Origin of the sequence: Streptomyces sp. NPDC005483 (genome assembly GCF_040606035.1) — a bacterium.
GTDB lineage: Bacteria > Actinomycetota > Actinomycetes > Streptomycetales > Streptomycetaceae > Streptomyces.
The window spans coordinates 13,105-36,142 of record NZ_JBEXEA010000005.1 but is presented as its reverse complement, the minus strand read 5'-3'; the positions used below and the strand labels follow the sequence as shown (position 1 = coordinate 36,142).

22 protein-coding genes are annotated in these 23,038 nt (G+C 71.8%); 10 read left to right on the top strand and 12 right to left on the bottom strand.

Going from position 1 to position 23,038, the window contains the following annotated elements; all coding sequences use genetic code 11:
* Position 1: 1 nt before the first annotated feature.
* Positions 2-403, bottom strand: a complete 402-nt coding sequence (locus ABZT06_RS11490; RefSeq protein WP_355739304.1) for an excalibur calcium-binding domain-containing protein — start codon at positions 401-403, stop codon at positions 2-4.
* Positions 404-580: 177 nt separating this feature from the next.
* Entirely contained in the window at positions 581-1,066 is a 486-nt protein-coding gene (locus ABZT06_RS11485; RefSeq protein ID WP_355738396.1) for an excalibur calcium-binding domain-containing protein, read from the bottom strand.
* Between the two features lie 142 nt (positions 1,067-1,208).
* Here ABZT06_RS11485 and ABZT06_RS11480 point away from each other — a divergent pair, with 142 nt between their 5' ends.
* Positions 1,209-2,135 carry an oxidoreductase gene (locus ABZT06_RS11480; RefSeq protein WP_355738393.1) on the top strand — a complete coding sequence of 309 codons (927 nt, stop codon included), beginning with the start codon at positions 1,209-1,211 and terminating at the stop codon, positions 2,133-2,135.
* Between the two features lie 13 nt (positions 2,136-2,148).
* Here ABZT06_RS11480 and ABZT06_RS11475 read toward each other — a convergent pair whose 3' ends face one another.
* From ABZT06_RS11475 to ABZT06_RS11460, 4 genes are all read right to left on the bottom strand, one after another.
* On the bottom strand, positions 2,149-2,799 hold the full coding sequence (locus ABZT06_RS11475) for a LysE family translocator (protein WP_355738391.1): 651 nt from the start codon (positions 2,797-2,799) through the stop codon (positions 2,149-2,151).
* 118 nt (positions 2,800-2,917) lie between these two features.
* Positions 2,918-3,268, bottom strand: a complete 351-nt coding sequence (gene nirD, locus ABZT06_RS11470; RefSeq protein ID WP_355738388.1) for a nitrite reductase small subunit NirD — start codon at positions 3,266-3,268, stop codon at positions 2,918-2,920.
* A complete protein-coding gene (gene nirB / locus ABZT06_RS11465) occupies positions 3,265-5,868 on the bottom strand; it encodes a nitrite reductase large subunit NirB (RefSeq protein WP_355738385.1) in 2,604 nt (867 codons plus the stop codon). The genes nirD and nirB overlap by 4 nt, the downstream gene beginning before the upstream one ends.
* Complete coding sequence (locus ABZT06_RS11460; protein ID WP_355738383.1) at positions 5,868-7,091, bottom strand: FAD-dependent oxidoreductase; 1,224 nt, start codon at positions 7,089-7,091, stop codon at positions 5,868-5,870. The genes nirB and ABZT06_RS11460 overlap by 1 nt, the downstream gene beginning before the upstream one ends.
* Positions 7,092-7,280: 189 nt before the next feature.
* Here ABZT06_RS11460 and ABZT06_RS11455 point away from each other — a divergent pair, with 189 nt between their 5' ends.
* Positions 7,281-8,063 carry a TSUP family transporter gene (locus tag ABZT06_RS11455; RefSeq protein WP_355738381.1) on the top strand — a complete coding sequence of 261 codons (783 nt, stop codon included), beginning with the start codon at positions 7,281-7,283 and terminating at the stop codon, positions 8,061-8,063.
* Positions 8,064-8,078: 15 nt separating this feature from the next.
* Complete coding sequence (gene cpt, locus ABZT06_RS11450; RefSeq protein WP_355738379.1) at positions 8,079-8,627, top strand: chloramphenicol phosphotransferase CPT; 549 nt, start codon at positions 8,079-8,081, stop codon at positions 8,625-8,627.
* Here the strand turns inward: cpt and ABZT06_RS11445 are convergent.
* Both ABZT06_RS11445 and ABZT06_RS11440 read right to left on the bottom strand, forming a co-directional pair.
* Positions 8,611-9,237, bottom strand: coding sequence for a class F sortase (locus ABZT06_RS11445; protein ID WP_355738376.1), 627 nt, complete (start codon positions 9,235-9,237; stop codon positions 8,611-8,613). The genes cpt and ABZT06_RS11445 overlap by 17 nt on opposite strands.
* Positions 9,238-9,349: 112 nt before the next feature.
* Positions 9,350-9,871, bottom strand: coding sequence for a hypothetical protein (locus tag ABZT06_RS11440; RefSeq protein ID WP_355738373.1), 522 nt, complete (start codon positions 9,869-9,871; stop codon positions 9,350-9,352).
* A 281-nt stretch (positions 9,872-10,152) separates the two neighbouring features.
* Between ABZT06_RS11440 and ABZT06_RS11435 the strand changes: the two genes are divergently transcribed.
* Together ABZT06_RS11435 and ABZT06_RS11430 are read left to right on the top strand one after the other, a co-directional pair.
* A complete protein-coding gene (locus tag ABZT06_RS11435) occupies positions 10,153-10,734 on the top strand; it encodes an NAD(P)H-dependent oxidoreductase (protein ID WP_355738370.1) in 582 nt (193 codons plus the stop codon).
* Between the two features lie 48 nt (positions 10,735-10,782).
* Entirely contained in the window at positions 10,783-11,211 is a 429-nt protein-coding gene (locus ABZT06_RS11430; protein ID WP_355739303.1) for a VOC family protein, read from the top strand.
* A gap of 312 nt (positions 11,212-11,523) precedes the next feature.
* Here ABZT06_RS11430 and ABZT06_RS11425 read toward each other — a convergent pair whose 3' ends face one another.
* Positions 11,524-11,685, bottom strand: a complete 162-nt coding sequence (locus ABZT06_RS11425; protein ID WP_355738367.1) for a hypothetical protein — start codon at positions 11,683-11,685, stop codon at positions 11,524-11,526.
* Positions 11,686-11,855: 170 nt separating this feature from the next.
* Complete coding sequence (locus tag ABZT06_RS11420; RefSeq protein WP_355738364.1) at positions 11,856-13,511, bottom strand: M4 family metallopeptidase; 1,656 nt, start codon at positions 13,509-13,511, stop codon at positions 11,856-11,858.
* A gap of 106 nt (positions 13,512-13,617) precedes the next feature.
* Between ABZT06_RS11420 and ABZT06_RS11415 the strand changes: the two genes are divergently transcribed.
* A complete protein-coding gene (locus tag ABZT06_RS11415) occupies positions 13,618-14,043 on the top strand; it encodes a gamma-glutamylcyclotransferase family protein (RefSeq protein WP_355738361.1) in 426 nt (141 codons plus the stop codon).
* Positions 14,044-14,334: 291 nt separating this feature from the next.
* Here ABZT06_RS11415 and ABZT06_RS11410 read toward each other — a convergent pair whose 3' ends face one another.
* Both ABZT06_RS11410 and ABZT06_RS11405 read right to left on the bottom strand, forming a co-directional pair.
* Positions 14,335-16,416 (bottom strand): molybdopterin oxidoreductase family protein, encoded by a 2,082-nt coding sequence (locus ABZT06_RS11410; protein WP_355738359.1) that lies wholly within the window; start codon positions 16,414-16,416, stop codon positions 14,335-14,337.
* 117 nt (positions 16,417-16,533) lie between these two features.
* Positions 16,534-17,220: an ElyC/SanA/YdcF family protein gene (locus ABZT06_RS11405; RefSeq protein WP_355738356.1), complete on the bottom strand. Its 687-nt coding sequence runs from the start codon at positions 17,218-17,220 to the stop codon at positions 16,534-16,536.
* A 208-nt stretch (positions 17,221-17,428) separates the two neighbouring features.
* On the opposite strand from ABZT06_RS11405, the gene ABZT06_RS11400 reads away from it, so the two are divergent.
* The 4 genes from ABZT06_RS11400 to dnaG all read left to right on the top strand — a co-directional run bounded on the left by ABZT06_RS11400 (position 17,429) and on the right by dnaG (position 22,928).
* Positions 17,429-18,205, top strand: coding sequence for a sirohydrochlorin chelatase (locus ABZT06_RS11400; protein WP_355738353.1), 777 nt, complete (start codon positions 17,429-17,431; stop codon positions 18,203-18,205).
* A gap of 111 nt (positions 18,206-18,316) precedes the next feature.
* Positions 18,317-19,570, top strand: a complete 1,254-nt coding sequence (locus ABZT06_RS11395) for a deoxyguanosinetriphosphate triphosphohydrolase (protein WP_355738350.1) — start codon at positions 18,317-18,319, stop codon at positions 19,568-19,570.
* A 155-nt stretch (positions 19,571-19,725) separates the two neighbouring features.
* Positions 19,726-20,991: an FAD-dependent oxidoreductase gene (locus tag ABZT06_RS11390; RefSeq protein ID WP_355738347.1), complete on the top strand. Its 1,266-nt coding sequence runs from the start codon at positions 19,726-19,728 to the stop codon at positions 20,989-20,991.
* A 29-nt stretch (positions 20,992-21,020) separates the two neighbouring features.
* The gene (dnaG, locus tag ABZT06_RS11385) at positions 21,021-22,928 is read left to right on the top strand and encodes a DNA primase (RefSeq protein WP_355738344.1); all 1,908 of its coding nucleotides are present in this window, start codon (positions 21,021-21,023) and stop codon (positions 22,926-22,928) included.
* Positions 22,929-23,038: the final 110 nt, after the last annotated feature.

Here is a 23,038-nt window from a genome sequence, read left to right as displayed (position 1 = left end):
CTCAGCGCGTGGCGCGGCGCCTGCGTGTGGACGCCACCAGCGCACCGCCGGTGAGCAGGACGGCCGAACCCGCGGCGGCGAGGTACACGGTGGTGTCGCCACCGCCGCCGGTCTCGGCGAGGTCCGGACCCTTCTTGCCGGTGTCCTCGGCCGCTGCCGCCGCTTCGCCGTCGTGGGCCTTGAAGTCCGCGGGCGGCCGGTCGCAGGCGATGCCGTCGCCGTCCCGGTCGAGGTGGCTGCCGTAGTGCTCGTCGCCCTCGGGGATGTTCGCGTAGCCGGCGGCGTACGCCTCGGGGCAGTTCTCGAACGGGTGGTCACCGTCGTGTGCCGAGGCGGCGCCCGGCAGCACGGCCAGCGCCAGCGCGGCGACGACGATGGCGCCGGGCTTGCGGAGCAGGTTCACAGCAGGTTCCTCCGGGGTCATGGTGATATCCGTGCGCATGATCAAGAAGTGACGATCGGCCGGATATGAGGTGACGAACCTAGTGAGGCGCCGATGCCGTGTCGGCGACATGAGAAACCCGTGATGCGAACGTGACGTGACCGGAAGGTAGCTCTCCGCAAGCCCGGCTCCACCGGCTCAACTGTCGCAGGCCACCCCGTCGTCGTCCCGGTCCAGGTGGGAGGCGTACCCCGGCTCACCGCGATGGATCGGGGCGGCACCGGCGGCGCGGGCCTCGGAGCAGTTGGCGTAGTACACGCTGGCGGAACCCGGGTCGGACCCGGAGTCCGTGTCCACCTCGGCCTGGGCCGTGACCGTCCTGGTGACCTTGACCGTCTTCGTGGCGGTCACGGTGGCCGCGGGTTCCGGCTCCGGGGTCGCCGTGGCCGTCGCGGTGGCGGTCGCCGTCACGGTCACCGTCGGCTGTGCCTTGGCGGCGGCCGGCTTGGCGTCGTTCGTCGTCTTGTCCTGGTCACCGGCGCCTATACCGACGCCCACGAAGAGGGCGAGAGCGAGGGCGGGCAGAACGTAGCGCTTGCGGGCCCACCTGGGGGCGGGCCGGGTGGCGGACGGCGGCGTCGGCGGCCACTGAGGTGCGGGCTGGTTGTTGTACGGGTTGGCCATGTCGTCCCCCTGAAGGTGTTACGTGAGGAGATGACCGTATTGCCGACGCCGTGGTTGTGGAGGTGAAGTGTTCATTCCGTGACCATTACATGTCATGCGTGCCCCGCCCTAGGGTGGGCCCAGCCGCGGAGGGAGCCCGGTCATGTCAGGGTGGAGTGCCAAGGATGTCCCCGATCAGAGCGGACGCGTGGCCGTCGTCACGGGGGCCAACAGCGGCATCGGGTACGTCACCGCGCGGGAACTCGCCCGCCGGGGAGCCCGTGTGATGCTCGCCTGCCGCAGTGAGGCGCGCGGTGTCCAGGCCCGGAACCGGCTGGTCGGCGAGACCCCGGGCGCGGAGGCGGAGTTCGCCCGGCTGGACCTCGGGGACCTGTCCTCCGTACGGGAGTTCGCGACGGCGTATCCCTACGATCGCCTCGACCTGCTGGTCAACAACGCGGGTGTGATGGCGCTGCCGTACGGCACGACCGCGGACGGTTTCGAGACCCAGTTCGGCACCAACCACCTGGGCCACTTCGCGCTGACCGGCCTGCTGCTTCCCGTACTGCTCGCAACCCCCGCCGCGCGCGTCGTGACCGTCTCCAGCATGGCGCACGCGCTGGCCGACATCGACATCGACGACCTCAACAGCGAGCGCCGCTACCGGCGTTGGATCGCCTACGCCCGCTCCAAGACCGCCAACCTGCTCTTCGTCCACGAACTGGCCCGCAGACTGGCGGCCCACGGCTCGGACGTGATCGCGGCGGCGGCGCATCCCGGGTACGCGGCCACCAACCTCCAAGCGGCGGGCCCGAAGATGGCCGGCCGCAGGGCGGCGGAACGCTTCATGGGGATCGGCAACCGCCTCTTCGCGCAGTCCGCGGACGCCGGCGCCCTCCCCACCCTCTACGCGGCCACCGCTCCCGACGTACTCCCCGACTCCTTCACCGGACCGTCGCTCGGGGGCTGGCGCGGTTCCCCTGCCCCCTCCCGGCGAGCCCCCTGGACCCGCAACGACCAGGCGGCCGGGCGCCTTTGGATCGCCTCGCAAGAACTCACGGGGGTGGCATACGACGCCCTGAAGGCTTGACTCCTCGGTCCCCTCAGTCCTTCCGGCCGGTCACCGCCACCGTCACGCCCAGCCCGATCATGGTCAGGCCGCCGACGCCGCCCACCGCGGAGAGGCGGCGCGGTGAGCGGGCGAACCAGCCCCGCGCGGTGGCCGCGACCAGTCCCCACACGGCGTCGGAGACCAGCGCGATGACGTTGAACACCAGCCCGAGCAGCAGCATCTGCGCGGCCACACGACCGTGGCCGCGGTCCACGAACTGCGGCAGTACGGCGGCGAAGAACACGATGGTCTTGGGGTTGGTCACACCGACCGCGAACCCCTCCCAGAACGTGCGCAGACCGCCGTGTCCCGCCGTGGCCGCCGTCACGTCCTCGGCGAACGCCGCGCGCAGCGACCCGCGCCCGCGCCACGCCTTGACGCCCAGATACAGGAGGTAGGCGGCACCGGCGAGCTTGAGCGTGGTGAAGACCAGGACGGAGCGCTCCACGATCGAGCCGACCCCGAACGCCACGGCGAGGACCAGGACGTAGGCGCCGACCGTGTTCCCCGCCACCGTGGTCAGGGCGGCCCGCCGGCCCTGCGCGAGCGCCCGGCCGATCACGAACAGCACGCTGGGTCCGGGGACCACGATCAGCAGGAACGACATGGCCGCGAAGGCGAGGAGACGGTCGGTGGGCACCATGCCGCCCATGCAAGCACGGGGGACCCGCGCCCTCCAGCGGATTTCCACGGACGGATCCGCCGCGGCGGACCTCGGAAGGGGCGGTCACCCGATGGTGGCCGCCCCTTCCCGCGTGCCCTTACGCCGCCCGCACCTCGTACGTCGTGATCCGCACCGACTCGTCGTCCAGGCACTGCCCGGTCTCCAGGTCGAACCGCTGCTTGAGCAGCGGCGAGGCCACGAACGGGCGGCCCTGGTGAGTGCCGGTCAGGCCGCGGGAGAGGACCGCCGCGCCGCCGAAGGGGTCGCGGTTGTCGACGGCGTACAGGTTGCCCGCGCGGTCGCGGAACAGGGCCGCCTGGCGCCCGTCGGGCAGCAGGGCCGCCACTCCCCGGCCGGGGAGCAGCCGGGCCAGTTCGCAGACCGCGAACCAGTCGCCGTTCAGCTGGAGTTGGACCTTCAGGTCGGTGGTCTCGGGTGCCAGGGTCATCGCTGGGCGCTTCCTTCCAGGGGACGGTGGCCGATGGTCAGCAGCGGCAGGTCGGGCTTGATCTGCTCGCGCTCGGGGACGAAGCCGACGACCGGGTCGGGGGTGTCGGGGGCGTTCACGAAGGACACGAAACGGGCGAGCTTCTCGGGGTCGTTGATGGTGGTCGCCCACTCGTCGGCGTAGTGCGCCACGTGGGCCGTCATCAGGGACTCCAGCTCCTCGCAGATGCCGAGGGAGTCCTCCACGACCACGTCACGGACGTGGTCCAGGCCGCCGGGGATGCGCTCCAGCCAGGTGGAGGTGCGCTCCAGGCGGTCCGCGGTGCGGATGTAGAACATCAGGAACCGGTCGATGAGCTTGACCAGTTCGGCGTCGGTGAGGTCCTGGGCGAGCAGGTCCGCGTGGCGCGGGGTGGCACCGCCGTTGCCGCCGACGTAGAGGTTCCAGCCGTTGGAGGTGGCGATCACGCCGAAGTCCTTCGACTGGGCCTCGGCGCACTCGCGGGCGCAGCCGGAGACCGCCGACTTGAGCTTGTGGGGCGACCTGAGCCCCCGGTAGCGCAGTTCCAGGTCGATCGCCATGCGGACCGAGTCCTGGACGCCGTAGCGGCACCAGGTCTGGCCGACGCAGGACTTCACCGTGCGCAGGGACTTGCCGTAGGCGTGCCCGGACTCGAAGCCGGCGTCCACCAGACGGGTCCAGATGAGGGGCAGTTGCTCGACGCGGGCGCCGAACATGTCGATCCGCTGGCCGCCGGTGATCTTCGTGTAGAGGCCGAAGTCGCGGGCGATCTCACCGATCACGATGAGGCCCTCGGGGGTGATCTCACCGCCGGGGATGCGCGGCACGACCGAGTAGGAGCCGTTCTTCTGGATGTTGGCGAGGAAGTGGTCGTTGGAGTCCTGGAGGGAGGCCTGCTCGCCGTCCAGGACATAGCCGCTAGCGCCGATCGTCGGGGCGAGGGAGGCGATGATCGAGCCGACCGCCGGCTTGCAGATCTCGCAGCCGTCGCCGCCCTTGGCGCTGTCGCGGCCGTAGCGGTCCAGCAGGTCCTGGTAGGTGTTGATGCGCAGGGCGAGGACGATCTCGTAGAGCTCCTCGCGGGTCTGCGAGAAGCAGCCGCACAGGCCCTTGTCGACCTCGACGCCGGACGCCTCCAGCTCGGCGGTGACCAGCTGGCCGAGCACCTTGACGCAACTGCCGCACGTCGTACCGGCCTTGGTGCACTTCTTGACCTCGGGCACGGTCGTGCAGTTGTGCTCGGTGACCGCTCCGCGGATCGTGCCCTTGCGGACGTTGTTGCAGGAGCAGATGATCGCGTCGTCCGGCAGCGCGGTCGGGCCGAGCTGGACCGACTCCCCGGCACCGGCCGGCAGCACCAGCGACTCGGGCTTGACCGGCGGGACCGAACCGGTGAACGCCTTCAGCGTGCCGTACGCCTCCGCGTCGCCGACCAGGATGCCGCCGAGCAGCGTGCCGTCGCGGCCGATGACCAGCTTCTTGTACAGGCCCGCGCGGGAGTCGGAGTAGACGACGTCCAGGCAGTCGGCGGTCGCGCCGTGCGCGTCACCGAAGGAGGCGACGTCCACGCCGAGCAGCTTCAGCTTGGTGGACAGGTCGGCGCCCAGGAAGGCCGCCTCGTCGGAGGCGATGGTCGCCGCCGCGGTCTCGGCCTGCTCGTAACCGGGCGCGACCAGGCCGTACACCCGGCCGTCGGCGGCCAGCGCGCACTCGCCGATCGCGAACACGTGCGGGTCGGAGACCGTACGGCACTGCTCGTCGACCGCGATGCCGCCGCGCTCGCCGACCGTCAGTCCGCAGTCGCGGGCCAGCTGGTCGCGGGGGCGGACACCGGCGCTGAACACCACGAGGTCGGTGGCGAGTTCGGAACCGTCGGAGAGCTTCATGCCGGTGACGGCACCCGCCTCGTCGACCACGATCTCCTGCGTGCCGACGCCCGTGTGGACGGAGAGCCCCATCTCCTCGATGGTGCGCAGCAGCGCCGCGCCACCGCCCTCGTCGACCTGCACCGGCATCAGCCGCGGCGCGAACTCCACGATGTGGGAGGTGAGTCCGAGCCCCTTCAGCGCACCGGCCGCCTCCAGCCCGAGCAGACCGCCGCCGACCACGGCACCCGTGGTGCGGGTCTTCGCGTACTCCTCGATGGCGAGGAGGTCCTCGATCGTGCGGTAGACGAAGCAGCCCTGGGCGTCCTTGTTGGGGACCGGCGGCACGAACGGGAAGGAGCCGGTGGCGAGGACGAGGGTCTCGTAGTCGAAGACCTGCCCGGACTTCGCGGTGACCTTCTTCGCGTCGCGGTCCACAGCGACGGCCGGGTCGCCGACGTACAGCTCGATGCCGTGCGTGTCGATGAACTCCATGTCCGTGACGGACAGGTCCTCGGGCGTCTTGCCGGAGAAGTACGAGGTGAGCGCGACGCGGTCGTACGCGGGACGCGGCTCCTCGCAGAGCACGACCACGCGGTGGGTGGCGGTCAGGCCGCGCTCGGCGAGCGCCTCCAGGAAGCGCTGGCCGACCATGCCGTGGCCGACGAGCACGATCGTGGGGGTGGCCTCCGTGGCCTCCGGGGTGGCGGTCATCAGGAGCCTCCATCGTTGGTGAGCAGGTGGAGCAGCGGGCCGCCGTCGGAGGGGAGCGGCTCTGCTCCCTCCCAGGCGCGGGCGAGCGCGCCGACGGTGCCGAGTTCGCCGACGAGGACCCCGCCGACCAGGCGGTCGTCGCGGACGACGACCTTGCGGTAGGTGCCGCGGGTGGCGTCCGCGAGCTGGACGACGTCGTCGCCCGGGAGCGCCTCGGTCTCGCCGAACGCGGCCAGGTCGAAGGCGGTCTGTCCGGGCAGCGTGAGCCGGGTCAGCGAACGGGTGCCGGTGTACCGGGCGCCTTGGTTTCCGGAGCCGGCCGCCAGCAACTCGGCGAGCACGTCGGCCTGTTCGAGGGCCGGGGTGGCGAGTCCGTAGACGTTGCCGTCGTGCTGGGCGCAGTCGCCGATGGCGTGGATGTGCGGGTCGGACGTGCGCAGTTCGTCGTCCACGACGATGCCCTTGCGCACGTCCAGGCCCGCGGTCTGCGCGAGGCCGACGCGGGGGTGGACCCCGCAGGCCAGGACCACGATCTGGGCGTCGAGGGCGTATCCGTCGGCCATCTCGACCGAGCGGACCGCGCCGCCGACACAGCGCACGTCCCGTACGCGCAGATCGGTGTGGACCTCGACGCCGAGGTCCCCGAGGTGGCGCCGCACGAGCTTGGACGCGCTCGGGTCGAGCTGGCGCTCCATCAGCCGTTCGGACTGCTGGGCGAGGACGACCTGGGCGCCGCGCTGGGCGAGCGCGCGGGCCGCGGAGACCCCGAGCAGCCCACCGCCGATGACGACGGCTTTCACGCCCGGCCGCACCGCCTTGGACAGCCCCAGGCAGTCGTCCATCGTCCGGAACGCGTGCACGCCCTCGGGCAGCTCGTGGTCGGGGGTGAACAGGCCGCGCAGCGGCGGGAGTACGGGGTTGGAGCCGGTGGCCAGGACCAGCGTGTCGTATGCGATCTCCGAGCCGTCGGCGCACTCGACGGTCCGTGCCCCGCGGTCGATGCCGGTGACCCGCGTACGGGTCAGCGCGGCCGGCGCCGGGAGCGCGATCACGTCGGGGGTGTAGCGCCCGGCCAGCACCTCGGCGAGGAGCACCCGGTTGTACGGGCGGTGCTCCTCCTCGCCGATCAGCGTCACGGGCGTGCCGAGCTCTCCGAGCCGCCGGGCGAGCCGGACGCCCGCGAGCCCGGCGCCGATCACCACCACACGCGTATTCGAGGTCATGTCTAGGAGCGTGCGTTGCGGGTGTTACCCGACCGCATCACCTCTGTTTCCCGCGAGGAACGCTGCCCTCAGCAGGGGCCGGGGGTGGGTGTGAGGGTTGAGGGAGGACGCCGGGGACGCGCTGTGAGGAGACCGTACGCCCGGAACACCGCTCCGGTGAGGTCACCTCGGTCCCTTAGGGTCGCGATCATGCCCGACATATCGCTGACCATGACCGTCGTCCTGTGCCTCACCGCCCTCGCGGCCGGCTGGATCGACGCCGTGGTCGGCGGCGGAGGGCTCCTCCTGCTGCCGGTCCTGCTGCTCGGCCTGCCCGCGAGCACCCCGGCCGCGTACGCGCTCGGCACCAACAAGGCGGTCGCCATCGTCGGCACCTCGGGCGCCGCGGTGACCTACGCCCGCAAGGCCCCCGTCGACGTACGACTCGCGGTCCGCATCGGGATCGCGGCCGTCACCGGGTCCTCGGCCGGTGCCTTCCTCGCGGCGGGGATGAGCACGGACGTGCTCAAGCCGCTGATCATGGTCGTACTGCTGGGTGTCGCCGCCTTCGTCATCCTGCGCCCCGCGTTCGGCACCGCCCCCGCGACCGGCCCGGCCGGCCGCCGCCGGATCCTCGCCGCGATCGGCCTCGCGGGCCTCGGCATCGGCTTCTACGACGGTCTGGTCGGCCCCGGCACCGGCACGTTCCTCGTCCTCGCCCTCACCGCCGTCCTCCACCTCGACCTCGTGACCGCCTCCGCCACGGCCAAGATCGTCAACTGCTGCACCAACGCGGGTGCCCTGGCGATGTTCGCCTGGCAGGGCACCGTCCTGTGGCAGCTCGCCGCCGTGATGGCCGTCTTCAACCTCGCGGGCGGCCTGCTGGGCGCGCACACCGCGCTGAAGAGGGGCAGCGGGTTCGTGCGGATCGTGCTGCTGACGGTCGTCTTCGCGCTGGTCGCGAATATCGCGTACGAACAGTGGCTCGCCTGACGTTACGGTGACGCCGTGACGACTCAGGTGATCGTGCTCAACGGTGGCTCCAGCTCCGGCAAGTCCGGGATCGCGCGGTGTCTCCAGGAGGTCCTGCCCGACCCGTGGCTGGCCTTCGGCATCGACGGGTTCGTCGAGTCGCTGCCCGCCTCGCTCCAGGCCTCCGACGCGGGGGGCATCGAGTTCGCGGCCGACGGCGGGGTGAGCGTCGGGGAGGAGTTCACGCGCCTGGAGGCGGCCTGGCGGGCAGGGGTCGCCGCGACGGCCTGGGCGGGCGCCCCGGTGATCATCGACGACGTCTTCCTGGGTGGCGCGCACTCGCAGGAACGGTGGCGCGAGTCGCTGACCGGACTCGACGTCCTGTGGGTCGGCGTGCGCTGCGAGGCAGCCGTCGCCGCGGGCCGCGAGATCGTGCGGGGCGACCGGACCCGGGGGATGGCCGAGAAGCAGGCGGAGATCGTCCACCAGGGCGTGGTGTACGACATCGAGGTGGACACCACCCGCACCGAGTCCCTGGACTGCGCGCGCGCCATCGCCGAGGCGGTCGTCAGCGGCTCCCCGTGAGGTGCGCGAACACCACCACGTTCCCCCGGTAACCGGTCGAGCGCGAGTAGCCCCCGCCGCAGGTGATCACCCGCAACTCGGGCCTCCTCGCGGCCCCGTACACCTTCTCGTCGGGGAAGTTCTTCGCGTCGTACACCTCGACCGCGTCCACCGTGAACACCGCGACGCTTCCGTCGCGCCGGTCCACCTCGATCGCGCTGCCCTTGCGGAGCGCGCCGAGGTCGTAGAAGACGGCGGGTCCTTCGGCGTTGTCGACGTGCCCGGCGACGATCGCGGTGCCCGTCTCACCGGGGGTGGTGCCGGCGTCGTACCAGCCGGCGAGGTTCTTCTTGGGGGCCGGAGGCACGTCGAGGCTGCCGCTCGCCGTGAGGGCCAGGCCCATCAGCGGCGCGTCCACACGGATCGCGGGGATACGGACGCGGTCGGGCGGGGACGGCGGCAGGGCGGGCGCGGCGGCCCGCCCGCTGTCCCCGCCTGCGTGTGCCTGGGCGGCGGACGGCTGCGGCGGGGGGTGCGTCTCGGTGCCGTTGCGCAGCAGCCACGCGCCGGTGCACAGGGCCACCACGGTGAGGCCCGCTATGGCGGTGTTGCCGATGCTGCGGTTGCGCACAGGAGCCTCCTCTACGGCTGGCCTGCCCGTCCCCCTCCGGGCCGCGAGGGGCGTCGGACCCGGAGGGGGAGGGGACATGCGGTACCGGCGGACGGACAGCGGAGGGTGTCCGTCAGATCCCGTCGCCTCTCGCCCGGCGATGCAGGAGCCAGGTACCGCCCGCGGCGGCGACGGCGAGAGCCGCCACGCCGGCCGCGGTCTGCACGGGGTCGGGGCCCAGAGCGCCGCCGACCCCCGTCTTCACGCTTCCTCTGGGAAGCACCGGCTGACGCTGGGACGTCAGCGTGACCACCAGGTCACCGGTCACCTGCTGGTCGCCCTCCGCGCAGGTCGCGACGATCTCGTACGTCCCCGGCTGCGCGCTCGGCGGCACCCGGAACTGCCCGATCGCGTCACCCTCGTGCGTGCTGGGCGCCAGCGTGAAGGCGCCCGCGCCCACCGCGCTGGCGTCCCCCGCCGCCGTACCGCCGTCGCCGCACGCCGCCGTGTTCACGGTGACCTGCCCGCCCGGCACCACGGAGGACGGGAACACCTCGAGCCCGTCCGTGTCCCCGGCGTACGCGGGCGCACAGACGAGACCCGCGGCGGCGACGGCGAGCGCGCTGCCGGTCAGCAGGCGGGTGGTGGGGCGCATGGTGCTCCTTCGAGCTCTCGGGTGGGTCAGTCCCTGTGCCTTCGAGGTAAGTGGCAGTGGGCCGGGTCCGCTTCCTGAGGGAGTGTCAGAAATGTGGTGAATGGGTGTCAGGTCGCTCTGCCCCGGGCCGGGTCGGCCGGAGTTTCAGCAGGTCATCGCGGTACGGCGGGCAGCTCGCGGAAGAGAACCCGAAGGGCGCAGGGCGCGCGTGTGAACGGGTGACCCGGCGGTCGAGCTCCGCGCTTGACCTCACCTTTGGTCGAGGTATCAGGCTGTCTCCCATGCAGACAGACAGCGCACCGCTCCGTGTCGCCCTGGTCATCGGCAGCAACCGCCACGGCCGCTTCGGCCCCGTTGTCGCCGACTGGCTCCTCGACCGCCTCGGCGACCGCGACGACCTGGTCCCGGACGTCGTGGACGTGGCCGAGGCCGACCTGCCCATGTCCATGGCCCCGACCCCCGAGACGACCGCAGCCCTCGCCTCGGTGACCCCCAAGCTCGCGTCCGCGGACGCCTTCGTCGTCCTCACCCCCGAGTACAACCACTCCTACCCGGCCGGCCTGAAGAACCTGATCGACTGGCACTTCACGGAGTGGCAGGCCAAGCCCGTGGCCCTCGTCTCCTACGGCGGCGTCTCGGGCGGCCTGCGAGCCGTGGAACACCTCCGCCAGGTCTTCGCCGAACTCCACGCGGTGACGATCAGGGACACGGTGAGCTTCCACAACGCGGGCGGCTCCTTCGCCGACGGCCGCCTGAAGGATCCGTCGGGCCCGGACGCGGCGGCCAAGACGATGCTGGACCAGCTGGCGTGGTGGGGCAGGGTGCTGAGGGAGGGGAGGACCGCCATGCCGTACGGCGGGTGACGGTTTCCTGCCAGGAGGGCGTGCCGGCGCTACCGTGAGGCGATGGGCATGGAACCGCGCGTCACCCTCATCACGCTGGGCGTCCTCGACCTCGCCCGCTCCAAGGCCTTCTACGAGGCCCTGGGCTGGCGCGGCCAGGAGGTCGCGGAGACGGTCTTCTTCCAGGCGGGCGGCCTGGGCCTGGTCCTGTGGAGCCGGGAGAAACTCGCGAAGGACTGCGGACTGGAACCGGGGCCGGCGCACGGCTTCGGCGGTATCGCCCTCGCCCACAACGTCCGCTCGGAGGCGGAGGTCGACGCCCTCCTCGCGACCGTGGCGCACGCGGGCGGCACCATCACCAAACCGGCCGCGTGGAACGAGATCGGCTTCTACTCCAGCGCCTTCACGGACCCCGACGGCCACGCCTGGGAGGTGGCGTACAACCCGGGTTTCCCCCTGGCGGAGGACGGCACGATCACCCTGCCCGACTTCGGCTAGGGCCCTGGGGGCGCCCCGGTGTCGTCGCCGCCCCCCGGGGAGCGCGCGCCGGGGACCACTCGCCCGACGAGGCCGGCAGCCGGGCCACCGAGCAGGGGCCGCACGGCCCCGTGCGCCAGCCGTATCTCCGGGCGGGACACGTGCCGTTGGCCCGCGGGGTAGGTGGCCCGGACGCGGGGTCGGGAAAACAGAAGGTGGGCCGCCCCTGCGCCTCGCTGCGGATGATCACCTTGGTCGCGCCCGACAGCCCTGGACCGCGGCGGGTCCCTACGCGAAGGCCCTCTGCCCCACCGTGGGTGCCATCACTTCGCGTCAGCCCTCTGAGCCGGAGAACTTCTCGGCGAGCGCGCGATGCCGCTCGGCGGCCCGCCGCGCGTCGGCGGGGGTGACGGACGAGCCCGGCAGGGCGCCGAGCCGCTCGATCTCGTCGGCGAAGCGCGGATGCTCGGACCGGGCGTGCTCCCGGCAGGCCACGCGGTGAGGTCATGGCGTACGGCACCCGCGGCCCGCACCCGGTGGCGACGACGCCACCTCGACGTGGACATGCGGGTCGTCCTCGTCCCACTGCCCCCACTGCAACGGGTACGGCCGCCCCGGAACCACGAGGCGGCCGCTTCCCACGTCCGAAGTCCGGTCGGTGGACGTCAGTTCACGTTCACCGCGCTCCAGGCCGCCGCGACCGCGTTGTACTCCGTGCTGCCCGCGCCGTACAGGTCCTTCGCCGCGTTCAGTGTGGCCGTCCGCGCTCCCGCGTAGTTCGTCGAGGACGTCATGTAGACCGTCAGCGCCCGGTACCAGATGGCGCCCAGCTTGTCGCGGCCGATGCCGGTGACCGTGGAGCCGTTGGAGGTGGGGGAGTTGTAGCTGACGCCGTTGATGGTCTTGGCACCGCTGCCCTCCGCCAGCAGATACGCGAAGTGGTTCGCGACGCCGGAGGAGTAGTGGACGTCGAGGTTGCCGACCGAACTGCTCCAGGAGTCGGCGGAGGCACCGTCCTTGGAGGGCTTGTCCATGTAGCGCAGGGCGTCCCGTCCGAAGCCGGAGCGGACGATCTTCTCGCCGATCAGATAGTCGCCGGTGTCCGAGGAGTTGCCCGCGTAGAACTCCACCAGCGTGCCGAAGATGTCGGAGGTCGCCTCGTTGAGCCCGCCCGACTCGCCCGAGTACGTCAGCGCAGCCGTCTTCGAGGTCACGCCGTGCGACATCTCGTGTCCGGCCACGTCGAGCGACACCAGCGGACCGAGCTGCGTCCCGTCACCGTCGCCGTACGTCATGCAGAAGCAACTGTCGTCCCAGAAGGCGTTGTTGTAGTTGTTGCCGTAGTGGACGCGGTTGTAGGAGCCCTTGCCGTCCCCGCCGATCCCGTTCCGCCCGTGGACGTTCTTGTAGTAGTCCCAGGTGACGTCGGTGCCGTACTGCGCGTCCACTGCCGCCGTGGCCCGGTCCGCAGTCGCCCCCGTGCCCCAGTGGTTGTCGGCGTCGGTGAACAGCGTCGCGGGCGCCCGGCTGAAGCAGATGGTCAGGAAGCACAGGTCGGTCTTGTTGGCCGCGTCGCCCGTGTAGGTGTTCCCGCGGGTCGCGTCCTTGAGCTGGTACGTCGACCCGGACTGGGTCGTCTCCAGCGAAACCGTGCCGCTGTACAGCGACTTGCCGTCGCCGGCCGCCTGCTCGATGCTGTCCCACGCGTCGATCTGCGCACCCGTGCGGGCGTCCGTGAGGACCGTCCGCGCGACCGGGTTGCCGAGCGAGTCCTGTGCCGCCGCGTCGGTCTGCCAGGCCAGCTTCGGCGCCCCGTGCAGCGCGTCGACGACCAGCCGCGGCTTGGCGGTCAGCTTCTTCAGCGTCTCGCCCAGGTTGGCCGCCTTGAGGGCGTTCGCTGCGAGGTCGGCCGCCTTCGGGGCGGACAGGACCGGGGTGACGCTGGAGAGGGATATCGCGCTCTTCGTGGCGCGCGAGGAGCTCCTGTATGCCCCGTCCGGCGCCAGGTGGAGCACGAAGTCACCGCCCAGCACCGGCAGTTGGCGGTAGGTGCGGTCGTAGCGGACGTGCTGGGTGCCGTCGGCGTCGACGATCACGTCCCGGACCTTTGTGCCCTGGGCGGGGGTGAGCCCCAGCGCCGGGGCCCGGTCGGCCAGGACGGAGGCGGCGTGCTCGAGTGCGGTGGCCCTGGTCGGTCTGTCCGCCGCACCGGCGGCGGGGGAGAGGGCGGCGGCCAGCAGGGTGGCGGCGGTGACGGCCACTCCGGCGGTGGCGAGACGACGGGAACGGGCACCTCGGACGTACGGCCGTATCCGACTCATCGGTCTCCTCTGAAAGGCGCCAATGGGGCGCGTGGGGGTGGCGCGGACGTTGACGAAGATTTAAGAGGTCATGACAAGCCGTGTCCATACCGCGTCACGTGCAGGTATGTGTGGGGAGAGAATCGTTTCTGTGACCCCAGCGAGATTCCCGATCTTCGTCTACGGCACCCTCCGCCCCGGCGAGGTCAACCACGACCTCTTCCTGCGCGGCCGTATCCGCTCCGAGGAGCCGGGCCGGCTCACCGGCGCGCTGCTGTACGACGGCCCCGGCTATCCGTACGCCGTCGAGGAGGCCGGGGGAGTGGTCATGGGGGAACTCGTCACCCCGCGGGCCGACGCCTACGCCGAACTGCTCGCCGTCCTCGACGAGTTGGAGGAGTACCGCCCAGGAGACCCGCGCAACCTGTACGAACGGGTCGCCCGCGAGGTGATCCGCACGGCCGACGGCACGTCCGTGCCCGCCCCCTCCGTCGCCGCCCGCCTGCGCACGGGCGGCAAGCCCATCGAGGGCGGCGACTGGCTGCTTCGGTGAGCCGGGGCCTGCCGACCGGATCTTCCCGGCATGGAGGGGCCAGGCACGCACTTCGCCAAGGCGTCAAAGGCGCGGGGGCCGTCCCCCGCCCGGTTGCCGCCGACCGCCGACTCCCTACGACGGACGACCTCGCGCGAAGGGCACCCGCGTCGACTCCCGCCTCCGCCTCGCGGCCGCACGCACGCTCCCCCACTCCCGGCTGCGCCCGAGCGGGGGACTCCCATGGCCCCGCCCGGATCGGCCGACACCGCCGCAGCTCTCCTCCGGCCCGATCCGAACGACAGGCAGGCCCTATCGCTCCACCGCCTCCACCCGCACCGCGCACGCCTTGAACTCCGGCATCCGTGACGTCGGGTCCAGCGCCGGGTTGGTGAGGGTGTTGGCGCGGCCCTCGCCGTACCAGTGGAAGGGCATGAAGACGGTGTCGGGGCGGATGCCGAGTGTGATGCGGGCCGGTGCCACGGCCCGCCCGCGTCGCGAGACCACGGCCACCGGGTCGCCCTCGGCCGCCCCCAGCCGCTCCGCGAGCCGCGGGTGCAGCTCCACGAACGGCCCGGGCGCGGCGGCGTTCAGCTCGTCCACGCGGCGGGTCTGCGCACCGGACTGGTACTGGGCCACGACCCGGCCGGTCGTCAGCAGCACCGGGTACTCCTCGTCGGGCTCCTCCGCGATCGCCCGGTGCGAGACGGGGACGAAGCGGGCCCGGCCGTCCGGGTGGGCGAAGCGGTCCAGGAAGAGCCGCGGGGTGCCGGGGTGCACCACCGTGTCCTCCGTCGGACACGGCCAGAACACCCCGTCCTCCTCCCTCAGCCGCCCGTAGGTGATCCCGGAGTAGTCGGCCGGGCCGCCCGCGCTCGCCCGGCGCAACTCCTCGAAGACCTCCTCGGGGTCGGTCGGGAAGCCCTTCTCCACCCCGAGTCGGTCGGCGAGTTCGTGCATGACCTCCAGGTCGCTGCGGATGCCGTCCGGCGGGGTGATCGCCTGCCGGCGCAGCAGCACCCGCCCCTCCAGGTTGGTCGTCGTGCCGGTCTCCTCGGCCCACTGCGTGACCGGCAGGACCACGTCCGCGAGGGCGGCGGTCTCCGACAGCACGACGTCGCAGACGGCAAGGAAGTCGAGGGACTTGATGCGCTCCTCGATGTGCGCGGCGCGCGGCGCCGACACCACCGGGTTGGAGCCCATCAGCAACAGCGACTTGATGTCGGTGCCGAGCGCGTCCAGCAACTCGTAGGCGCTGCGCCCCGGTCCGGGCAGCGAGTCGGGGTCCACGCCCCACACCTCGGCGACATGCGCCCGCGCCGCCGGGTCGTCCAGCTTGCGGTAGCCGGGCAACTGGTCGGCCTTCTGGCCGTGTTCGCGCCCGCCCTGTCCGTTGCCCTGCCCGGTCAGACAGCCGTAACCGCTGAACGGCCGCCCCGCACGCCCGGTCGCCAGGCACAGGTTGATCCACGCGCTGACGGTGTCGGTGCCCTTGGACTGCTGCTCGGGCCCGCGCGCGGTGAGCACCATCGCGGACTCCGGCTCGCAGAACATCCGTACGGTCTCCCGGAGTTGAGGTACCGGCACCCCGGTGATCCGCTCCACGTACTCCGGCCAGTGGGCCATCGCGGCGGCCCGCGCGTCCTCCCAGCCGACCGTGCGCTCACGGACGTACTCCTCGTCGACGAGCCCGTCGGCGACGATCAGGTGCAGCAGCCCGAGCGCGAGAGCGAGGTCCGTGCCGGGCCGAGGCATCAGATGCAGGTCGGCCTGCTCGGCGGTCCTGGTGCGGCGCGGGTCGATGACGATCAACGTGCCGCCGTTCTCCTTCAGTTCGGTGAAGAACCGCAGGGACGGCGGCATGGTCTCGGCGAGGTTCGAGCCGACGAGGATGACACAGCCGGACTTCGGGACGTCCTCCAGCGGGAAGGGCAGCCCGCGGTCCAGGCCGAAGGCCTTCATCCCGCCCGCCGCGGCGGACGACATGCAGAAGCGCCCGTTGTAGTCGATCTGCGAGGTGCCGAGGACGACCCGCGCGAACTTGCCGAGCGTGTACGCCTTCTCGTTGGTCAGGCCGCCCCCGCCGAAGACCCCGCACGCGTCCGGGCCATGCTCCGTGCGCGTGCGGGACAGCCCCTCGGCGATCCGGTCCAGCGCCTCGTCCCAGGTGGCGGGCACCAGCGTGCCCCCGGAGCGGACCAACGGGGAGGTCAGGCGCACCCGGGACGAGAGCACCGCGGGCGCCGTACGGCCCTTGCCGCACAGCGCCCCCCGGTTCACCGGGAAGTCCGCGCGCTCGCTCACCTCGACGGTCCCGTCGGGAGCGGGGGTCAGGTTCATGCCGCACTGCAGGGCGCAGTACGGGCAGTGCGTGGGCGTCGCGGAGTTCTGCATGCCTTTCAGCGTGCTTCGGCCGTGTTACGCCGGGGACGGCTCCGTGTTACGCGCCCAAGACGGCGACCTCCCCCGCGACCCCCCCGCAGCGGTGAGGAACGCGCCGCGCCCCCGCGGTCAGCGGGCCGAGGCCAGCGCGTCCGTCACTCCGGTCTCCTTCGGTCCCAGGAACCGCGGGTCCGGCCGCAGCACCACGTCCAGGGCCGCTTTCGCCGCCGCGAAGATCTCCCGGGTGCCGCCGTAGTACCAGGTGGCGTCGTGCCTGGCGTCGACGCCGATGCCGTACGAGGTGACCCCCGCCGCCTGACAGAGGGCGACCGCACGCCGGATGTGGAAGCCCTGGCTGATCAGCACCGCCCTGTCCACGCCGAAGATCTTCCGCGCGCGGACGCAGGAGTCCCAGGTGTCGAAGCCGGCGTAGTCGCTGACGATCCGTGTGGCCGGGACGCCGTGCCGGGTCAGGTACGCGCGCATGGCATCGGGCTCGTCGTAGTCCTTGCGGCTGTTGTCGCCGGTGACCAGGACGACCTCGATCCGGTTCTCCCGGTACAGCTTGGCCGCCGCGTCGAGCCGGTGGGCGAGATACGGCGACGGCTCGCCGTCCCACAGACCGGCCCCGAAGACCACGGCGACCTCGGTGCGCGGCACGTCGGCCGTCGTCCGCAGCCGGTCGCCCGTCACCACGTACATCCAGGTCGACGGCAGCAGCGCCAGCACACACCCCGCCATCACCGCCTGCACGAGCCTGCGCCGCCCGGCACGCGTGCGTGGCAGGCGCGGTCTGCGTACCCTCGGCAGTCGCATCGGACGGTCCCTCCCCGGTCGTTCGACAGACAGAGACGTGCCGTCCGGCCGATCGGTTCGTCCGCCGGCGCGTGACCAGACTCACTTCCCCGCGCGAAGACGCAGGTCACGCCTCCTCACATCCCCGGGACCGGCTCGGTGAACCGCTGGAAAGCACGCGTTATTGCCGTGAAACGGGGAGGCAACCTCAGGCCGTCACCATCGGTGCATGAACCGGATCAGCAGCCACCTCGGCCTCGTACCGCTCGACGGCAGGCGGCACTCCGAAGCGCCGGCGCTCGTCGTCGTGGCCCACGGCAGCCGCGACCCGCGCACCCTGAACACGGTCCACAGGCTCCTGGACCAGGTCCGCGAACAGCGCCCCGACCTGCCGGTCCACCTCGGCCACATCGAGCTCAACGAGCCCCTGCTGCCGGACACGCTGGCGTCCCTGGGCACGGCGGAGGCCGTCCTGGTCCCGCTCCTCCTCTCCCGCGGCTACCACGTGAAGCGCGACATCCCGGAGATGGCGGCGGCCTCCCCGGCACGCACACGCGTGGCGGCTCCGCTGGGCCCGCACCCCCTTCTCGTGGAGACCCTGCACGCCCGTCTGGTGGAGGCGGGCTGGCCCACGGAGACGGACGAGGAGACCCGCCGTACGAGCGCCGTGGTCCTCGCGGCGGCCGGCTCCCGCGACCCGGAGTCCGCCCTCGACACCCGCCGCACGGCGCAGCTCCTCGCGGCCCGCCTGGGAGTCCCGGTGGTCCCGGCGTACGCCTCCGCGGCGACTCCGACGGTCGACACGGCGATCCGCGCACTGGCGGCGCGAGGTCGCGACAGGGTGGCGGTGGCGTCCTACTTCACGGCTCCGGGCCTGTTCGCGACGCAGTGCGCGCAGAAGGCCCCGTGGATCGCGTCAGCACCCTTGGGCACCCACCCGGCGATGGCCGACCTGGTCGTCCACCGCTACCACCAGGCATGGGCATCGCAGGCCACGGCGGCCTAGTCAGGGGCGCGCGGAACTGCGCGACAAGCCACTATGGCGCCGCACCCGCCATGAGACAGATCCCGGCAGTCCCACCGGCGAATTGTCAGTCACTGCCCGTACTGTCAAGACATGCCGTACGACCCGCAGTCAACCGAACGCTGGGCCCCGGAACCGGACAAGCGCCCCGGCCGCACCGCCTTCCAACGCGATCGCGCCCGCATCCTCCACTCGGCCGCGCTCAGAAGGCTCGCCGGCAAAACGCAGGTCGTCACGCCAGGCACCCGCAACGAGATGTGGGACGCCAGCCCCCGCACCCGGCTCACCCACTCCCTGGAATGCGCCCAGGTGGGCCGGGAGCTCGGCGCGGCCCTCGGCTGCGACCCCGACCTGGTGGAAGCCGCCTGTCTGGCCCATGACCTGGGGCACCCCCCGTTCGGCCACAACGGCGAACAGGCCCTGAACGAGTTCGCGGAGGACTGCGGCGGCTTCGAGGGCAACGCCCAGTCCCTGAGGCTCCTCACCCGCATCGAACCCAAGCGGTTCACCGAGGAGGGCTCGGTGGGCCTCAACCTCACCAGGGCCACCCTGGACGCCGCCACCAAGTACCCCTGGCCGCGCGGAGCGCACCCGGCCGACCCCGGTTCCCAGAAGTTCGGCGTCTACGAGGACGACCGCCCCGTCTTCGACTGGATCCGCAAGGACGCCCCCGGCACCCGCACCACCTTCGAGGCCCAGGTCATGGACTGGTCCGACGACGTGGCCTACTCGGTCCACGACGTCGAGGACGGCCTGCACGCGGGCCACATCGACCCCGACCGCCTGCGCGCCGAACCGGAACGCCGGGCGGTCTTCGAGGTCGCTCTCGGGAGGTATGTCTCCGAGGACACCGACCCGGCGGAACTCGCCGCGGCCCTCGACCGCCTCCAGGACCAGGAGTGGTGGCCGCACGGCTACGACGGCTCGGCCGTGGCGCAGGCCCGCCTCAAGGACGCCACCAGCCAGCTCATCGGCCGCTTCTGCCTGTCCGCCGAGGCCGCCACCCGCGAGCGGTACGGCACCGGGAGACTTACGAGATACGACGCCGAACTCGTCGTACCGCACGAGACCCGCCTGGAGTGCGCGGTCCTCAAGGCCGTCGCCGACCGGTACGTCATGCAGCGCGCCGAGCAGGAGCGGCTGCGGGCCGACCAGCGGATCGTGGTCGCCGAACTCGCCGAGGCGCTCACCGTCCGCGCCCCGGACGGCCTGGACCCCCAGTTCCGCGCGCTGTTCGACCGGGTGGCCGACGACCGCGCGCGCAAGCGGGTGATCGTCGACCAGATCGGGTCCCTGACGGACGCGTCCGCCCGTTCGCTTCACGCCCGTCTCACCGGCCACCTGTGATGCTGGCGGGGCAGAAGTAATGCGGAGAAGACCGGAGTGACATGAATCGTGCCCGAATGTGACCCTCCGTGGCCTGATCGGGCCACTCCCTCTTCCCCCATCACGCTCCGTGCGGGACGCTCCCATGTGGCGGCACCCTTACTAGGAGGAATCAAGTGGTCGACGCGGATCAGACTTTTGTCATCGTGGGCGGAGGTCTCGCCGGCGCGAAAGCGGCCGAGACGCTCCGGACGGAGGGCTTCACCGGCCGCGTGATACTGATCTGCGACGAACGCGACCACCCCTACGAGCGCCCGCCCCTCTCCAAGGGCTACCTCCTCGGCAAGGAGGAGCGCGACAGCGTCTTCGTGCACGAGCCCGCCTGGTACGCGCGCAACGACATCGAGCTGCACCTCGGCGAGACCGTGGACGCCATCGACCGCACGGCGAAGACGGTCCGCTTCGGCGAGGACGGCACCGCCGTCCGCTACGACAAGCTGCTGCTGGCGACGGGCGCGGAGCCGCGCCGTCTGGACATCCCGGGCACCGACCTCGCGGGCGTCCACCACCTGCGCCGCCTCGCCCACGCCGAGCGCCTCAAGGGTGTCCTGTCCGCCCTGGGCAGGGACAACGGCCACCTCGTGATCGCCGGTGCCGGCTGGATCGGCCTGGAGGTCGCTGCGGCGGCCCGGGAGTACGGCGCCGAGGTCACCGTCGTCGAGCCGCTGTCGACCCCGCTGCACTCGGTCCTCGGCCCCGAGCTCGGCAACATCTTCGCCGAACTGCACCGCGAGCACGGCGTCCGCTTCCACTTCGGGGTGAGACTCACGGAGATCGTCGGCCAGGACGGCATGGTCCTCGCGGCCCGGACCGACGACGGCGAGGAGCATCCCGCGCACGACGTCCTCGCGGCGGTCGGCGCGGCCCCGCGCGTGGCGCTCGCGGAGGCGGCCGGTCTCGAACTCGCTGACCGGGCGCACGGCGGCGGTGTCGCCGTGGACGAACAACTGCGCACCTCCGACCCGGACATCTACGCGGCGGGCGACGTGGCCTCCTTCCACCACGCGCTCTTCGGCAACCGGCTGCGGGTCGAGCACTGGGCCAACGCGCTCAACGGCGGCCCGGCGGCGGCGCGAGCGATGCTGGGCCGCCAGGTGACGTACGACCGGGTGCCCTACTTCTTCTCCGACCAGTACGACCTGGGGATGGAGTACAGCGGCTGGGCGCCCCCCGGGTCGTACGACGAAGTGGTGATCCGGGGAGACGCCGGGAAGCGGGAGTTCATCGCCTTCTGGGTGAAGCAGGGCCGGGTGCTGGCCGGGATGAACGTCAACGTGTGGGACGTCACAGAGCCCATCCAGGAACTGATCCGGTCCAGGGCTCAGGTGGACACCGAGGCGCTCGCGGACCCGCACGTTCCCCTCGTCAACCTCGTCCCGTAGGTGTCAGTACCTCCCCGTAGACTTCACGCGTGGCAGGACGGATCAACGACGAGGACGTGAAGGCGGTACGGGACGCGGTCCCGATCGACGCCGTCGTCTCCGAGTACCTCCAGCTGCGCAACGCGGGCGGTGGCAACCTCAAGGGCCTGTGCCCCTTCCACGACGAGAAGTCGCCGTCCTTCCAGGTCAGTCCGAGCAAGGGTCTCTTCCACTGCTTCGGCTGCCAGGAGGGCGGCGACACCATCACGTTCGTGATGAAGGTCGACCACCTCACCTTCTCCGAGTCGGTCGAGCGCCTCGCCGCCCAGGCCGGCATCACCCTGCGCTACGAGGAGGGCGGCTACAACCCCTCCCACCAGCGCGGCGAGCGCATCCGCCTGGTCGAGGCCCACAAGATCGCCGCCGACTGGTACATGGAGCAGCTGGCCACCAGCCCGGAGGCCGACACCGGCCGCCAGTTCCTCGCCGAGCGCGGCTTCGACCAGGCCGCCGCCGCGCACTTCTCCGTCGGCTACAGCCCCCAGGGCTGGGACCACCTCACCCGGTTCCTGCGCGGCAAGGGCTTCAGCGACAAGGAGATCCTGCTCTCCGGTCTTGCCCAGGAGGGCCGCCGCGGCCCCATCGACCGCTTCCGCGGCCGCCTGATGTGGCCCATCCGCGACATCGGCGGAGACGTCGTCGGCTTCGGCGCGCGCAAGCTCTACGAGGCGGACAACGGCCCCAAGTACCTCAACACGCCCGACACGGCGATCTACCGGAAGTCCCAGGTCCTCTACGGCATCGACCTCGCGAAGAAGGACATCGCCAAGGCGTCCCGCGCGGTCGTCGTCGAGGGTTACACCGACGTCATGGCCTGCCACCTCGCCGGCGTCACGACCGCCATCGCGACCTGCGGCACGGCCTTCGGCAGCGACCACATCAAGATCCTCCGCCGGCTGCTGATGGACAACGGATCGGCCCGCGTGATCTTCACCTTCGACGGCGACGCGGCCGGCCAGAAGGCGGCCCTGCGTGCTTTCGAGGACGACCAGAAGTTCGCCGCCGAGACCTACATCGCGATCGCCCCCGACGGCATGGACCCCTGCGACCTGCGGCTCGCCAAGGGCGACGACGCGGTGGCCGACCTCGTCGAACCCCGCACCCCGCTCTTCGAGTTCGCGCTGCGCCAGATCGTCGTGCGCTACGACCTCGACACGCCGGCCGGCCGCGCCGCCGCCCTCGACGAGGCCGCCCCGATCGTCGCCCGCATCAAGAACAGCGGCGCGCAGCACGAGGTGGCCGTCCAGCTCGCCGGCATGCTCGGCATCCTCGACACCCAGTTCGTCGTCAAGCGGGTGGCGCAGCTGGCCCGTTGGGCCCGGGACCGCGGCGGCAAGGGCCCGGCCCCGTCGGGACGCGGCCAGCAGCAGCCGTCGTACGACGGAACCCACCGCCCCGCCGTGTCCGGCCCCGCCCTCACCCTGCGCAACCCCGTCTACGCCACCGAGCGCGAACTCCTCAAACTCGCCCTCCAGCGCCCCGACCTGGTCTCCCCGGCCTTCGACGCGTACGGCATCGACGAGTTCACCGCCCCGCCCTACGCCGCCGTCCGCCAGGCCATCATGGACGCGGGCGGCGCGGAGTACGGCGTCCAGGACTCCCAGGACTACCTCGTCCGCGTCCGCGAGGCCGCCCCCGACGACGCGGTCCGCGCGATGGTCACGGAGCTGGCCGTCGAGGCGATCATGCGCAAGACGGTCGACGAGAACTACGCCGGCGATCAGCTCGTCACCGTCCGCCGCCGTGCCGTCGACCGCCGCATCCAGGAGGTCCAGGGCACCCTGATCCGCCTCGGCTCCGGCGACGACCCGGCCCATCTGGCCGCCGTGCAGAACGAGTTGTGGGTCCTCCAGCAGTACGGCCAGGCACTGCGGGAGCAGGGCGCCGCCGCGCTCTGAGCGGCCTGATGGCCGTGGGGCGGGGCACCCCGTGAACCGCCCGGTAACCACCCGGTCACGGACCGGACTCAAAAAGTCACCGCACGCCCCTCGTGGCGGCGATGTGTCGT

What these genes read in the sequence shown, in the direction of transcription:
- ABZT06_RS11485 (WP_355738396.1), bottom strand. Translation starts at nt 1,066, where the DNA reads ATGGCCAACCCGTACAACAACCAGCCCGCACCTCAGTGGCCGCCGACG.
- ABZT06_RS11480 (WP_355738393.1), top strand. Translation starts at nt 1,209, where the DNA reads ATGTCAGGGTGGAGTGCCAAGGATGTCCCCGATCAGAGCGGACGCGTG.
- ABZT06_RS11475 (WP_355738391.1), bottom strand. Translation starts at nt 2,799, where the DNA reads ATGGTGCCCACCGACCGTCTCCTCGCCTTCGCGGCCATGTCGTTCCTG.
- nirD (WP_355738388.1), bottom strand. Translation starts at nt 3,268, where the DNA reads ATGACCCTGGCACCCGAGACCACCGACCTGAAGGTCCAACTCCAGCTG.
- nirB (WP_355738385.1), bottom strand. Translation starts at nt 5,868, where the DNA reads ATGACCGCCACCCCGGAGGCCACGGAGGCCACCCCCACGATCGTGCTC.
- ABZT06_RS11460 (WP_355738383.1), bottom strand. Translation starts at nt 7,091, where the DNA reads ATGACCTCGAATACGCGTGTGGTGGTGATCGGCGCCGGGCTCGCGGGC.
- ABZT06_RS11455 (WP_355738381.1), top strand. Translation starts at nt 7,281, where the DNA reads ATGCCCGACATATCGCTGACCATGACCGTCGTCCTGTGCCTCACCGCC.
- ABZT06_RS11440 (WP_355738373.1), bottom strand. Translation starts at nt 9,871, where the DNA reads ATGCGCCCCACCACCCGCCTGCTGACCGGCAGCGCGCTCGCCGTCGCC.
- ABZT06_RS11435 (WP_355738370.1), top strand. Translation starts at nt 10,153, where the DNA reads ATGCAGACAGACAGCGCACCGCTCCGTGTCGCCCTGGTCATCGGCAGC.
- ABZT06_RS11430 (WP_355739303.1), top strand. Translation starts at nt 10,783, where the DNA reads ATGGAACCGCGCGTCACCCTCATCACGCTGGGCGTCCTCGACCTCGCC.
- ABZT06_RS11420 (WP_355738364.1), bottom strand. Translation starts at nt 13,511, where the DNA reads ATGAGTCGGATACGGCCGTACGTCCGAGGTGCCCGTTCCCGTCGTCTC.
- ABZT06_RS11415 (WP_355738361.1), top strand. Translation starts at nt 13,618, where the DNA reads ATGTGTGGGGAGAGAATCGTTTCTGTGACCCCAGCGAGATTCCCGATC.
- ABZT06_RS11410 (WP_355738359.1), bottom strand. Translation starts at nt 16,416, where the DNA reads ATGCAGAACTCCGCGACGCCCACGCACTGCCCGTACTGCGCCCTGCAG.
- ABZT06_RS11405 (WP_355738356.1), bottom strand. Translation starts at nt 17,220, where the DNA reads ATGCGACTGCCGAGGGTACGCAGACCGCGCCTGCCACGCACGCGTGCC.
- ABZT06_RS11400 (WP_355738353.1), top strand. Translation starts at nt 17,429, where the DNA reads ATGAACCGGATCAGCAGCCACCTCGGCCTCGTACCGCTCGACGGCAGG.
- ABZT06_RS11395 (WP_355738350.1), top strand. Translation starts at nt 18,317, where the DNA reads ATGCCGTACGACCCGCAGTCAACCGAACGCTGGGCCCCGGAACCGGAC.